Annotated in this window: 11 protein-coding genes and 2 pseudogenes; 8 read left to right on the top strand and 5 right to left on the bottom strand. The window is 68.0% G+C overall.

What is annotated here, in order from left to right:
• Positions 1-121: 121 nt before the first annotated feature.
• Complete coding sequence (locus ACZ3TS_RS38610) at positions 122-3,343, bottom strand: bifunctional cytochrome P450/NADPH--P450 reductase (protein WP_467626841.1); 3,222 nt, start codon at positions 3,341-3,343, stop codon at positions 122-124.
• Between the two features lie 243 nt (positions 3,344-3,586).
• Here ACZ3TS_RS38610 and ACZ3TS_RS38605 point away from each other — a divergent pair, with 243 nt between their 5' ends.
• From ACZ3TS_RS38605 to ACZ3TS_RS38575, 7 genes and pseudogenes are all read left to right on the top strand, one after another.
• A complete protein-coding gene (locus ACZ3TS_RS38605) occupies positions 3,587-4,225 on the top strand; it encodes a TetR/AcrR family transcriptional regulator (protein WP_467626838.1) in 639 nt (212 codons plus the stop codon).
• Between the two features lie 156 nt (positions 4,226-4,381).
• Positions 4,382-4,558: a hypothetical protein gene (locus ACZ3TS_RS38600; RefSeq protein ID WP_467626836.1), complete on the top strand. Its 177-nt coding sequence runs from the start codon at positions 4,382-4,384 to the stop codon at positions 4,556-4,558.
• 75 nt (positions 4,559-4,633) lie between these two features.
• A pseudogene (locus tag ACZ3TS_RS38595) lies at positions 4,634-6,137 on the top strand (MFS transporter).
• A gap of 174 nt (positions 6,138-6,311) precedes the next feature.
• Complete coding sequence (locus ACZ3TS_RS38590; RefSeq protein WP_467626833.1) at positions 6,312-6,854, top strand: TetR/AcrR family transcriptional regulator; 543 nt, start codon at positions 6,312-6,314, stop codon at positions 6,852-6,854.
• Between the two features lie 400 nt (positions 6,855-7,254).
• The gene (locus tag ACZ3TS_RS38585) at positions 7,255-7,833 is read left to right on the top strand and encodes a hypothetical protein (protein ID WP_467626831.1); all 579 of its coding nucleotides are present in this window, start codon (positions 7,255-7,257) and stop codon (positions 7,831-7,833) included.
• Entirely contained in the window at positions 7,833-8,063 is a 231-nt protein-coding gene (locus tag ACZ3TS_RS38580) for a hypothetical protein (RefSeq protein WP_467626829.1), read from the top strand. Before ACZ3TS_RS38585 ends, ACZ3TS_RS38580 begins: the two co-directional genes overlap by 1 nt.
• Positions 7,976-8,415: pseudogene (locus tag ACZ3TS_RS38575) on the top strand (PP2C family protein-serine/threonine phosphatase). The gene ACZ3TS_RS38580 and the pseudogene ACZ3TS_RS38575 overlap by 88 nt, the downstream one beginning before the upstream one ends.
• Positions 8,416-8,471: 56 nt before the next feature.
• On the opposite strand, the gene ACZ3TS_RS38570 reads toward ACZ3TS_RS38575, so the two are convergent.
• The 4 genes from ACZ3TS_RS38570 to ACZ3TS_RS38555 all read right to left on the bottom strand — a co-directional run bounded on the left by ACZ3TS_RS38570 (position 8,472) and on the right by ACZ3TS_RS38555 (position 10,689).
• Entirely contained in the window at positions 8,472-8,801 is a 330-nt protein-coding gene (locus ACZ3TS_RS38570; RefSeq protein ID WP_467626827.1) for an NIPSNAP family protein, read from the bottom strand.
• A gap of 42 nt (positions 8,802-8,843) precedes the next feature.
• Complete coding sequence (locus ACZ3TS_RS38565) at positions 8,844-9,263, bottom strand: SsgA family sporulation/cell division regulator (protein WP_467626825.1); 420 nt, start codon at positions 9,261-9,263, stop codon at positions 8,844-8,846.
• Between the two features lie 341 nt (positions 9,264-9,604).
• Positions 9,605-10,087 carry a hypothetical protein gene (locus ACZ3TS_RS38560; RefSeq protein ID WP_467626823.1) on the bottom strand — a complete coding sequence of 161 codons (483 nt, stop codon included), beginning with the start codon at positions 10,085-10,087 and terminating at the stop codon, positions 9,605-9,607.
• A gap of 260 nt (positions 10,088-10,347) precedes the next feature.
• Positions 10,348-10,689, bottom strand: coding sequence for a hypothetical protein (locus tag ACZ3TS_RS38555; protein ID WP_467626821.1), 342 nt, complete (start codon positions 10,687-10,689; stop codon positions 10,348-10,350).
• Positions 10,690-11,370: 681 nt separating this feature from the next.
• Here ACZ3TS_RS38555 and ACZ3TS_RS38550 point away from each other — a divergent pair.
• Positions 11,371-12,438, top strand: a complete 1,068-nt coding sequence (locus tag ACZ3TS_RS38550) for a S1 family peptidase (protein WP_467626818.1) — start codon at positions 11,371-11,373, stop codon at positions 12,436-12,438.
• The last annotated feature ends 307 nt before the right edge of the window (positions 12,439-12,745 follow it).

Below are 12,745 nucleotides of genomic sequence, written 5' to 3'. Positions count from 1 at the left end.
CCAGTGGGTGCTGTGTGGTGTCTGGGGGCTTCTGGTGGCCGGGAGGCGTACGGCCGGCAGCGGGGGTTGCCGCACGCCTCCCGGCGGCTGATGGTCACACGCTGTGACGGCGTTGTGACGGTCAGGCGAAGACGTCCTGCTGGTAGCGCTCGTCGGCCTCCAGCTGGGCGAGCCACTGCTGGGCGGTCTCGTCGTCGCTGCCGGTCTTCTGGCGGTGGATGGCGGCGAGGGCCTCGCGGACGGCGGGGGCCATGCGGCGGCCGTCACCGCAGACGTAGACGTAGGCGCCGTCCTGGATGGCCTGCCACACCGTGTCGGCGGCGTTGGCGATGGCGTTCTGCACGAACCGGGCCGGGTGGCCGGTCACCGCGGAGTAGGCGGTGTGCACCTGGGCGATGCCGGCCTGCTCCCAGGTCTGCATCTCCTGGCGGTAGAAGTAGTCGTGCTCCGGGTGGCGGCAGCCGACGAAGACCTGCGACAGGCCCACCTGGGTGCCGTTCGCGTGCTGTGTCGCCCGCTCCTCCAGGAAGCCGCGCAGCGGCGCGATGCCGGTGCCGGGGCCGATCAGGATCAGCGGCGTGGCGGGGTCGGCGGGCGGGGCGAACGTCGGGGAGGGCACGCGGACGTAGCCGTAGACGACGTCTCCGGGCTCGAGGCCGGCGATGTAGGAGGAGCAGGTACCGCGGTACTGGCCGTCGCCGGACAGGGCCGGGCCTTCCAGCAGGCCGACGGTCAGGCGCACGTGGCGCGGGTTGGCGGACGGTGCGGAGGAGATGGAGTAGAAGCGGGGACGGATGGGGCCCATCATCTCCAGGAACACGGCCAGCGGCAGTTCGACGGCCGGGAAGCGCTCCAACAGGCCCAGGACGGAAATGCGCTTGCCGAGGATCTCCTTCTGGTAGCGCTCCTCGGCCTCCTCGGTGTCGGCGGTGTACGCCTGGAGCTGCGGCCGGGTCCACGGGCACTCGGTGTACTCGGCCAGCGTCTGGATCTGGGACCGGGTGGCCACGTCCTGCAGCTCCAGGAACTCGGTGAGCAGGATGCCGGCGGTGACCGGCGTGCCGACCGGCAGGTGGGTGCGGCCACCGGCCGGCTGGTCGAGCCGGAGCACCTGGTCGTACTCGACACCGAGCCGCCTCAGCGCGCGCTCCACCAGGGCGAGTTCGTTCTTGGCGAAGACGGCCAGGTGGTTGCCGGTGTCGTAGGTGACGCCCTCGGGCAGCTCGAAGGTGATGGACTTCGCGGACGGGCGTGGCGGCTCGATGCTGAAGTCCCACAGGCCGGTCGCGTCGGCCACGAGCTCCTCGTTGGCCGCCACCGTGAGCGGGTACGCCTGCTCGGAGACGATGGCCGGGCGCACATCGGCCTCGGTGAGCAGCTGGACCTGAAAGCGCGGGCCGCTCGCCTGGGAGGTGTCGGCGGCGTACTCCTCGGCCAGAGTGGCCCACAGGTTGTCCATCCACCGCGTGGCCATGCCGTCGAAGTCACCGGCGGCGTCCGCGATACCGCGCTCGACGATGGGAGTGGCACCGGCCGCCAGCAGGCCCTCCTCGATCCGCTTCGGGAATGCCTGGTAGGTGGCCACCCACTGGGTGTTGCCGGCGCCCAGCAGCGCGAACCGCACATTCGACAGCGAGCCCTCTGGCAGCCCGGCGGCGAGCAGGTCGTCGAAGCGCTGGGCGTTGTCAGGAGCCTTGCCGTTGTAACTGGCCGCCACCACGACGAGCAGGCCCTCGGTGGGCAGGTTGTCACCCAGCTCGTCCAGGCTCATCAGCGTGGTGCCGAAGCCGGAGCGCTCACCTCGGTCGGCGATGGTGCGCGCCAGGTCCTCGCACGAGCCCAGGCTGGAGCCGTAGGCGACGGTCAGGTTCACCCCGACACCACTGACCGCTGCCTGCGCCTGCGTGTCGCCCGTCTGCACGTCCGCGGCACCGAAGTGGGTCCGCTGGTGGTCCTGACGCTTGCGGACGACCAACTGGAAGTCGCCGGGCTTGCGCGTCAGCGCCTCGCGGACGTCCATCTTGTAGTCGGTGGTGTCGGAGAACCTGAACTTCTGCAGCACGAGCGCAAGCGCCAGGCGGGCCTCGGTGAGCGCGAACTGCCGGCCGATGCAGGCACGCACACCGTTGCCGAACGGCTTGTAGGCGTGCGGGTGCTGCTGGGCGCGGTTCTCCGGCAGCCACCGGTCGATGTCGAACTCCTCCGGCCGGTCCCACGCCTTGGGGTGGGAGTGCAGCGCGCCCATGAGGATGTTGGCCCTGGTTCCCTTCTTCAGCTCGTACCGGTCGCCGATGACGGTGTCGTCGATGGGCGCCTTGGCGATCAGCGGGATCGGAGCCCACAGGCGCAGGGTCTCCTCCAGGATCCGCGGGATCACGTCGAGCTGCATGATCGTGTCGTAGTCCGGGACCGTGTCACCAGGCAGCAGGCGGTCGACCTCGGCGTACGCCTGCGCCAGAACGTGCGGGTTGCGCATCAGCGAGTACGTGGCGAACGACAGCAGGCCACTGGTGGTCTCGTGACCGGCGATCAGGAAGGTCACCACCTGGTCGCGGACGTTGTCGTCCGCCAGCAGCTTGCCGGTCTCCGGGTCGGTGGCCTCCAGCATCAGGCCGAGCAGGTCCTCCTCGCCGGTGCCCTTCCCCTCGCGGCGCTCCTTGATCACGCTCTCGACAAGGTCGCGCATCAGCTGGATGTTCTGGCGGTACTTCCTGTCGTCCGCCTTGCGGAGCTTGGTCATCATCGGCAGCTCCTGGGAGCGCCGCATCGACTCGATCAGCGCTTCCAGCAGCGAGTTGAGGAAGGGGTGCAGTTCCTCCTTGTCGAAGGACTTGAACCGGTAGCCGAAGCCGGACAGGGCGATGGTGTCCAGGGTGAGCCGGGTGTAGTCGTCGGTGATGTTGACCGGCTGACCCTCCCGGCGCTCCCACTTGCCGACGAGGTTCTGGGCGATCTCCAGCATCTGCCCGAAGTAGGTCTTCATGGCCCGCTGGCTGAAGGCCGGCAGCAGGATCCGGTGGGCCATGGCCCATTCCTCTTCGTGCTGGTGGGCCGTGAACAGGCCCGCCCCCGTGTAGTCCCGCACATGGCTCAGCGGCGTCTTGTCGATCTGCTTGAAGAACCGCGTCTCGTCGCAGACCTCGGCCACCAGGTCCGGGTCGTAGACGAAGACCTGCTCGATGCCGGCGATGTCCATGCCGTAGATGCCCTCGGGGAACTGCTTGGACAGCTCACCGAAGTACTCCACCGGATTGGTGTCGGGGATCTGCGGCGTGTTGCCGAGGAGGGGGATCCCGCGCGGGGACCGGATGGGGCGAAGGTCGTTCGCGGAGTGCGTGGTCATGTCTTGCTCCTCTGCGTGGAGGGGTGGGCAAGGGCGCGCTGCGCAGGTCGATGCCGTGGCGCCGTACGGAAACATACGCCGTATGGAATTGGAACCATACGCGGTACGGAAAGTGGAGTGCAACCCCGGGACTCCAGGTGGGGCCGTGATGAAGCTCATTTCCATACTGCGTACGGAACTGGTACCGTACGAGGTATGGAAAAGAAGGTGAGACGTCCCCCGCGGGGAACGAGGAAGAGAGACGTGCCTCTGACCGAGGCCGGGATCTACGCCGCCGACGCGGACGGTGTCGAGGCGCTCACCATGCGCAACCTCGCCACCGAGCTCGACGCGAATCCGATGTCGCTGTACCACCACGTGCCGAACAAGGAAGCCGTGCTGCGTGGCGTGACGAGAATGGTCGGCGCCCAGTTCCGCACCGTGACACTGGAGGACGCGCCCTGGCAGGAGCGGATCCGCCTGCTCGCCACGGACTTCCGGACGCTGGCGCGCCGTCACCCCAAGCTGATGGCCTACTCGTTCAGCCACCAGCCGGACTTCATCCAGCCCGACGACCCGTTCTGGACCGCCCTCACCGCCATCGTGGCCGCTGCCGGTGTGCCGCAGTCAGAGGTCTCGGAGATCGCCGCGCTGATGGTCGCCGTCGTCATCGGTGTCCTCACCGCAGAACTCAACGGCGCACTCCACAAGTGGTCGACCCTCAAGTCCCACGGCCCTGACGCCGACGAAGACGGGGCCGCGGACGCGGATCCTGGCTCTACGGGTGCGGCCCCTGAAGGCCCTGACCAGGACCACATGTTCCGCCTCGTGATGGACACGCTGATCACGGGCCTGGAAAGCCGCCTCACCGCCGGTCGTGACGGCCGGCACGCCGGCCATTGAGCCAGTCAGCCTGAGACGCTGCGCCCCAGGCGCTGGCGGCTGAGGCGCGCCCGCAGTCGGGCGATCCCAGGCTGCGACACAGGGGAGCCACCCCGTCACGTGGGGTGAGACCGCCCGGCGAGGTGGTTTCACATCCAGCCTCTACACGGCAGCCGTATGTCGACGCTGAACCGTGAAATGGCCATGGTCGTTGGCTTGTTCCTGGTCTCCCTCCTGAAGGGGGAGACCGGCGGCCTCGTCGAGCTGAATCACCCGCGTCATCCGTTCACCGAGGCGGCTACACCGCCGAGTGCTCCCGCCCATGAGCGCGAAGTGGCGCCCCGTACCGGATGAGACCTACCCGATCTCTCGGTCCGATCTTTTCTCTCTTCCTCCACCCCCCATCCGCTGTCCGGAGGGCTGCCCCCCATGTCCCAGAACGCCACCGTCGCTGCTTGCGGCGCCGAGACCACACCTGAGAATGTGCCCGACCTGTCGCACCGGCGTCGCTGGTGGATTCTGCTGGTCATCTCCCTGTCGATGCTGATGGGGGTCCTCGACGGCACCATCGTGAACATCGCCCTGCCGTCCGCCCAGCACGACCTGGGCTTCTCGGACGCCGACCGGCAGTGGGTGGTCACCGCCTACGCGCTGGCCTTCGGCAGCCTGCTGCTGCTCGGCGGCCGGGTCGCGGACCTGGTCGGCCAGAAGGTGACCTTCCTGGTGGGGCTGGCCGGCTTCGCGATCGCTTCCATGGTGGGAGGTGCGGCGAACGGTTTGGCCACGCTCGTCATCGCGCGCGCCGTCCAGGGCCTGTTCGCCGCCCTGCTGGCCCCGTCGGCGCTGTCGGTCCTGATGACCACCTTCACCGAACCGCGCGAGCGGGCGAAAGCCTTCACCGTCGCGGGTTCGATCGCCGGTGCCGGCGGAGCCATCGGCCTGATTCTCGGCGGCGTGCTGACCCAGTACCTGGACTGGCGCTGGACGATGTACGTCAACGTGGTCTTCGCGGGGGTGGCGTTCGTCGGTGGTGCCGCGCTGCTGCACTGTATCCCGCGCGACGCGTCCTCAAAGCTCGATGTCCTCGGCACTGTACTGGTCTCCATCGGCCTGTTCTGCCTGGTCTACGGGTTCTCGAACGCCGAGACGCACGGCTGGGGCTCGTCGGAGACCTGGGGCATGCTGGCGGCCGGCGCCGTACTGGTTTCCGTCTTCGTGTGGTGGCAGACCAGGGCGGCGTACCCGCTGGGCACCGCGGTTACGATCCAGGAGGACCCGCTCCTCCTTCGCCGCCCTCTTCGTCACCGGCGCCGGCATGTTCGGCGTGTTCCTGTTCCTCACCTACTACCTGCAGCAGAGCCTCGGCTACAGCACCCTGAAGACGGGCTTCGCTTTCCTGCCCATGATCGTGGCGTCCTCTTCCGCCTCCGCGGTGGCCAACAACGTCCTGGTGCGGCGCATAGGTCCCAAGCCGGTGGTCCCGCTGGGGATGGCCATCGCGGCCGCCGGCCTGGTGTGGATGACCACGCTGGACCTGGGCAGCGGATACATGACGCAGGTGCTGCCCCAGCTGGTGCTCGTCGGCATCGGGGTGGGCACGGTGATCGCGCCCGCGATGAGCCTGGCCACCGCCGGTATGGCCGCGGCCGATGCCGGAGTCGCGTCCGCCGCCGTCAACACCGTCCAGCAGGTGGGTGGTTCCATCGGCGTCGCCCTGCTCAGCACGATGGCCTCCGACGCCGCCACGAACTACCTCTCCGGCCGTGACCCCAAGGACCCCGGCGTCCTGGCGCAGGCCGGCCTGGAGGGCTACTCCACGGCCTACTGGTGGTCGACAGCCGTCTTCGTGTTGGGTCTGGTGGTGACCGTACTGCTGTACCGCCGTGGCGTGCCGCAGCACGACGAGTGCACCGCACCCGCCGTTCATATGTAGCGGGACAAGCAGTGCTTTGAGGGCCCACCTTCGAGGGGGGCGAACAGGGTCTTTGCGGCTCCCCTCCCCTGCTCAATGGATGTCCCATAGTGGCTGCGACTCGGGTTCTATCAGCGGAAGGTGTACCAGGTGGGAGATCGAACAGATCCGCGTCTATAGCGTAGTCGTGAGGCCATGGTCGCGGCGGCCACCCCGTTGCTCACGGAAGGCGGGCTGGAGGCCGTGACACATCAAACGGTTGCGACTCGTGCCGGCGTCGGCAGGGCAACCGTCTACCGGCACTGGCCGAGCCTTCTCGACCTCCGCCTGGCCGCGCTGGAGGCCGGCATGCCCCCTCTCCCTGCGGTACCCGAGGAGCTTCGGGCCGCTTCGGGCAAAGATCCGCGAGCGGAACTCAGTTACCGTCTGAACGTGCTCGCCGAGCGTTGGGACGACGAGCAAGCGGGGGCCGTCCTTGCCGCGGTCCTCGAGGGCTCAAGGCACGACGAAGGTATGCGCCGCCTCCGGGAGTCACTGCTGAACCAGATCGCCGACGCCCTGCGTCCCGCGGTTACCACAGCCGTCGAGCGCGGCCAGCTCCGGCCCGACGTCACCCCCGAGACATTCGCCATGGCCACCGCCGGACCGCTGTTCTTCGAGCGTTTCTTCGCCGGGAACCACCTGGGACGCGACACCGTGAACGCCGTCGTGGACGCCGCTTTGCGAGGTTGGTCCTAGGCGTATCTGCTTGCGGCCGCGAAGCAAGCCAGGCCATCCGTCCGACAAGGTCTCCGGCCTTCAATTCTTCGCAGCCGGTTACGCCTTCCTTCCGCAGCGCTTCGCCGACCACGTTCGCCGACGCTCTGCTGGCCTGGACGATGTACATGGCCCCGGTCTCGTCGGGCTCCAGGAAACGCAGCGTCTGGCAGCGGCCAGGACCCTGGGCGCCAGCGTTCGGGTCGCTCGCTCCGGACCACGGACCCGCTCAGACCTCGGCGGTACCCCCTGGAACCCCCCGCTGACCTGGGCTAGTGACCAGCGGTAATGGGTGAGTACTCCCGTCCGCGCTCAAATGCGACACCGCAAGCCGTACCGACCTCGAACCGATGTACGGCCGAAGAGGGCGTAAAAAGGGCCTATGGGTGCGAGAGGTCTATCGGGAGACCGCCTCCTGGAGCAGCGCGCGGGGCGCGGGCTGCTGGTGATCGCGCTCGCACTGATCGTTGCCATCACGGTGACGGACATCGGCATCGGCACCAGTGTTCATCTGGGCCCGTTGCTGGTCATCGCGCCGACTCTGACCGCCTCCTTCGCCGGTCCACGGCTGACCGCCCTGGTCGGGGCTCTGGCGCAGGCAGCCCTGGTGATCATCTCGGTCTTCCACGGCGGGCTGACCACGACCAACCACGTGGCCCAGCTCATCGCCCTGGCCGTGCTGTCGGCTCTGGTGGTCTTCATCACCTATGTGCGGGAGCGGCGTGCCCGGGAGCTGAGCCGGGTGCGGTCGGTGGCCGAGACGGCACAGCGGATTCTGCTGCGGCCTCCACCCCGCCGGATCGGGCCGTTGCGAGTGGCCTGGCTGTATCTGGCCGCTGAGGAGGAGGCCCAGATCGGGGGCGACCTGTTGGCGGTCGCCCGCGCCGACCACCCCTGCACCAGCTCATCGGCGACGTACGAGGCCACGGACTTGCCTCCATTGGCGAGGCATCGGTGGTGATGGGGGCGTTCCGTCAGGGCGCTCACCGGTACGACACCTTGCCCGAGCTCGTCACCGCCGTCGAAGACAGCGTCTGCCGGAACCTGGACGAGGTCGCCGATACCGCGCACGACGCCGGCGAGCACTTCATCACACCGCCATCATGGTCGACATCCCCGATCAGGGCCCGCAGGCCGAGCTGCTCAACTGCGGTCATCCGCCGCCGCTGCTGGTCCGTGGAGACCAGGTGACCATCCTGTACTCCCGCCGGTCCGTGCCCCTCTTGGGCCTGGCGCCCTCTGCGTCAGCAAGGACAGCACCGACCCCCTCACCTTGGAACCGGGTGACATGCTGCTGCTCTACACCGACGGCGTCATCGAAGCCCGCTCACCCGCCGGAGCCTTCTACCAGCTCGCCGAACGGGTCGCCTCCTTCCCCGCCTCAAGCCCCGACGCGCTGCTGCACCACATTCACCGCGACCTGCTCGAGCACACCGCAGGGCGACTCACCGACGACGCCCCTTTCCTGATCATCGAACGCCCCCCTCGCGTCATCTGCACCGGCCGCACCTCATGTCCCGTGCCGAGGGAGTTACCCCCGTGAGGAGACCTGTTGGACGCCGGCCGCCATGGCCGAAGCATCCGGTCGCGCGAGAACCCTCAGCGCAAGGGTGAGGCGGCGGTGGGTGTCAGCGCGGTCTCGGTGACGCCGACGATCTGGCTGAGGTCGAAGCCCTCCATATCGGCGCGGAATTCCGGGCTGGCCAGATACGCCAGCAGCCGTTCCTGCACGTCGTCGCCGTCCCTGTAGGAGACGAGGGCGTACAGCTTGGGCGTCTCACTTTCGAAGGCCGCGGGCACCGTCCAGATGCCGTGCGTGGTGATCCGGTACTTCGCCATACCGGGGATGTGCTTGGACCAGATGTTCTCGTAGGCGACGAGCGCCTCAGGGCTGCACAGCGTGTAGACACGGAGCTGGTACTGGGACACGGACGCTCGTTCCTTTTCTGTCTGAGCGTGGATAGTCAGTGGTCAGCTTTGCGAGAGGAGGTGCGCCAGTTCGACAACCCAGTCGATGCGTCCGGCCTCGGTGCCCCGTGGCACCAGAGCCTCCGTGCGCTCCAGGAATGCCTTGACGTCCTGCACGGGAACCTCGAGCAGGGCGGTGCCCGCGCGAGACCCGAGAGCGATGTACATCGCGGGGTTACCACGGTTGGCGGCCGACCAGATCCGGACGTCCCCATGACCTGCGGAACCCTCCAGGCCGTCGGCCAGAAGGTCACGTCCCAGGACCCATTCGACCGGCTCGTCGCTGTGGATGAAAAAAGCGGCACGGACGACGTAGGGATCAGCAGGCTCGTACCGCAGCCGCATGCACAAGGGCTGTGAGTAGGTGCGCGAGACGATGAGCTGCGCGATCACCGCCCGGACCACGGTCCTCGAGGACTCCATGGGCATTGACTCCAAGGCACCCCCCTTGCCTCGGCTGCGCCCCGGCGCTCGTGGCGACAAGCACGCATCGAATCAGGAGGTGTTCAGCAGGGCCCGGGTGCCGGACAGCATCGGCGGACCGTGCGGGTCGTGGCGTCGCGGCAGTTGCGCGATGCGCGCCTGTGGCACCTGGTGGTGCCGCAGGCAGGTTTAGAGGGGAGCAGGGAGCAGGCCCTCGCTGGATGACCGTCCGGGCGGCGGGCAGGGGACCGCTGATCCTGACCAGCGGTCGCATCCCCGCCGCCGACAGGCATCAAGGTGAGAGGTGCAGCCTCCGCTCAGGGGCACAGGCGGGACCTGTCTTACCAGTCACCGTGGTTCCGGTAGTAGTGGTCCCATCCGTAGGAGTCCCAGCCACCGTGGTTCCGGTAGTAGTGGTCCCAGCCGAAGTAGTCCCGGTCACCGCGGTTCCAGTCGTGGTGGTCCCAGCCCCGGCCGTCGCTCTCGTAGCGGTTCCAGTCGTGCCGGTAGGACCTGTCGGACTTCCACCCGCGCCCCTCGTCGTCCCAGCGGTAGCAGCGACCGTCGCGGCTGTGCCAGAGGGAGCCGGTGACATGGTCGTCGTGGTGCCAGCCACGGTTTGCGTCCCAGCAGTAGCCCTGCTCGATCAGGTAGCCCACGCCGTGGTCCCAGCGGTAGTCGGCGGGGTTGACCTCGGCCGACCGCTGGACGTGTACGGAGGCGGGAGTCGCGGCCGAAGCGGTGCCCCCGGCACCGACAACGGCGACACCCGCGACCGCCACGGAGGAAACGGCGACAGCAATCCGCTTCGTGAGCTTCTTCATGATCTTTCCTTCCGGTTGGTGCGGTCTGCACCAACGGCTGCTTTTGCAGGCGATGTGAGGCGCCTGGCGTTGTGTGGCGTTGTCCGTCAAGCAGTTCCATACGCTGTATGGAATCGCCCTGCCAGGATAACCATACGACGTATGGAAATGGGGCGGCGGTGACAGTGACTCGGGTCACTCGGACCACCTGGCCGAAGGGATGTACCTGAACGCTTCTCAGCAACTGGAAGGTGGTTGCCGGGAGTTCGACTCCTTCTCCCTCACCCTGCTGGCCCGAATACCAGCTCTCCATCACAAGGCATGCAGGCACTCAGCTCTGGCCCCACGCTGACGGGCGTCCCGTGCCGAGCTAGTCGGCGCGCGCGGTCCGGGTCTGCGGTCGGCGTTTCGATCTGGTCCGGCTCGATGCCGTGTACCAGGCCGGCCAACGCCGCGAGAACATGTTCGGTGACGTTCTCTGCCGTCATGCGGGCTACGTCGGGGTCTTCCCAGACCTCGGGGACTCCACGCTGCAGGCACCGCTCGACGTCATGGATCAGCTGGTCTGCCCGCAGGACCTCACGCGCGGCACGGGACACGAGACTGTCCGCAGGGAAGTCCACAAGACGACGTTACGCTGCACCGGCGTGTACAGCCCGTCAGGGTTCGGGGAGCGGGGCCCAGCGAGCGCACGGTCGGCGTGGAAGCCGCTCACTCAAGCGAGATCTCTTCATCGGGCAGCCGCCCGTCCCAGTAGCCGTCCATGAGTCGAGCAGTTCAGCAGGCTCGGCCAGCACTCCGGCTGACCGCAACTCGGCCGTCGTCCACCAGCGGGCTTGCGGGGCGAGCGCGAAGCGGACAAACGGCGGCCGGACTTCTGTCGGTGGACTTCGAAAAGGCGTGAGATCAGAGCGCCGCGATGGCCTGCGGGGGCCGGCTGCGCATTCGACAGTCGACGCCAACGACCGAAAACGAGCACACGGTACCGTGGCCCGCCCCTGACCCCGGTCGTCGCCGCCACAGGCCACCGAGAGCCAGTTCCTCGGACTCGCCGCGTACGCGGCGCAGCTCTCCGACGGTTTCCTGACTGTGCCTCAATTACTGGTGGCAGTAGTTCATTTGCCGCTTCGACCGGCAGGTACGTACCAACGTGTTACGCGCGTAAATTCTGCCTCCGGCTTCTTGTTCGCCGACCGCGGGGCACGGAATACTCCCGTCCGGAAGAACTTGTCAGGGACACGCTGTTCGCGAGGGCTCTTGAGCCGCCCTGACGGGTCTCCCCTTGCCCCACCCAGGAGGAACGAGTGAAGGTCAAGTCCCCCCGCACCGCCAGACGCTCCGGGCTGATCGCCTTGGCGTCCGGGCTCCTCGCGGTGTCGCTCACCACGCCCACCGCCCAGGCCGCCCCCTCGGCCAAGGCCTCGCCCGAGGCCGCGGCCAAGCTCACCAAGACCCTCGGCACCACCTCGACGGCCGGGTCGTACTACGACGCCGAGACCAAGTCCGTGGTGGTCAACGTCACCACGCGGAAGGCCGCGGAGGCCGTCCGCGAGGCCGGTGCCGTGCCGAGGCTCGTCACCCACAGCTCAGCGCAGCTGGCCAAGGCCGGCGCCGCCACCAAGGCTGCCGACATCCCCGGCACCGCCTGGGCCGTCGACCCCAGGAGCAACAAACTCGTGGTGAGCGCCGACAGCAACGTCTCGCGCGCCGACATCGCCGAGCTCAAGTCCGCCACCGCCTCCTACGGCGACGCGGTCACCGTCAAACGAGTCAGTGGCACCTTCAGGAAGCTGCTCAACGGCGGCACCGCCATCTACGCCGACGCCGGCTGGCGCTGCTCCGTCGGTTTCAACGTCCGGAGCAGCAGCGGCGCCTACTACTTCCTGACCGCCGGTCATTGCACCGACGGTTACCCGAACTGGTACACCAACTCCGGCCTGAGCACCTACGTCGGCCCGACCATCGACTCCAGCTTCCCCACCAACGACTACGGCATCGTCCGCTACGACAACACCGGCGTCAGTCACCCCGGCACCGTCAACCTCTACAACGGCACCAGCCAGGACATCACGTCCGCCGCCAACGCCTACGTCGGCGAGTCGGTCAAGCGCAGCGGTTCCACCACCGGCGTGCACGGCGGGACCGTCCAAGCCCTCAACGCCACGGTCAACTACGGTGGCGGCGACGTCGTCTACGGCCTCATCCAGACCAACGTCTGCGCCGAGCCCGGCGACTCCGGCGGTTCGCTGTTCGACGGCACCAAGGCGATCGGTCTGACTTCCGGCGGCAGCGGCGACTGCACCTCCGGCGGTACGACCTTCTTCCAGCCGGTGACCGAGGCGCTGAGCGCGTACGGCGTCAGCGTGTACTAGGTCCTCCTCCCTCTCCCGAGCGTTGACGACGCACGTGACCGCTGCCCGGAAGGCGGCGGTCACACGCGGCCTGTGGGTGCGCCGTTCCGCCAACCCGCCCTACGCCTCCTGGGGGACGTTCGCGGGCGACAACGGTGAGGACAACGCCGCGCACACGCCCTGGGCCTGGGACGACGGGGACGACGGCAGCGATCTGCAGGACGGCTCGATCGCGCCTGATTCGAAAATCCCCCGTCCCGTGTCCGTAGTCGCTGGTCAGGCAGCTCCTTCTGCTTGGAGGGTCACTTGGTAACCGAGTTGGTTGAGC

It is taken from the genome of Streptomyces sp. NPDC022910 (assembly GCF_055561075.1).
This window is presented reverse-complemented; position numbering and strand designations above follow the sequence as displayed.

Bases quoted from the DNA above. Each gene is read 5' to 3' on its own strand.
- ACZ3TS_RS38560 (WP_467626823.1), bottom strand. From the start codon at position 10,087: ATGAAGAAGCTCACGAAGCGGATTGCTGTCGCCGTTTCCTCCGTGGCG.
- ACZ3TS_RS38585 (WP_467626831.1), top strand. From the start codon at position 7,255: ATGGGTGCGAGAGGTCTATCGGGAGACCGCCTCCTGGAGCAGCGCGCG.
- ACZ3TS_RS38590 (WP_467626833.1), top strand. From the start codon at position 6,312: ATGGTCGCGGCGGCCACCCCGTTGCTCACGGAAGGCGGGCTGGAGGCC.
- ACZ3TS_RS38580 (WP_467626829.1), top strand. From the start codon at position 7,833: ATGGGGGCGTTCCGTCAGGGCGCTCACCGGTACGACACCTTGCCCGAG.
- ACZ3TS_RS38610 (WP_467626841.1), bottom strand. From the start codon at position 3,343: ATGACCACGCACTCCGCGAACGACCTTCGCCCCATCCGGTCCCCGCGC.
- ACZ3TS_RS38600 (WP_467626836.1), top strand. From the start codon at position 4,382: ATGTCGACGCTGAACCGTGAAATGGCCATGGTCGTTGGCTTGTTCCTG.
- ACZ3TS_RS38565 (WP_467626825.1), bottom strand. From the start codon at position 9,263: ATGGAGTCCTCGAGGACCGTGGTCCGGGCGGTGATCGCGCAGCTCATC.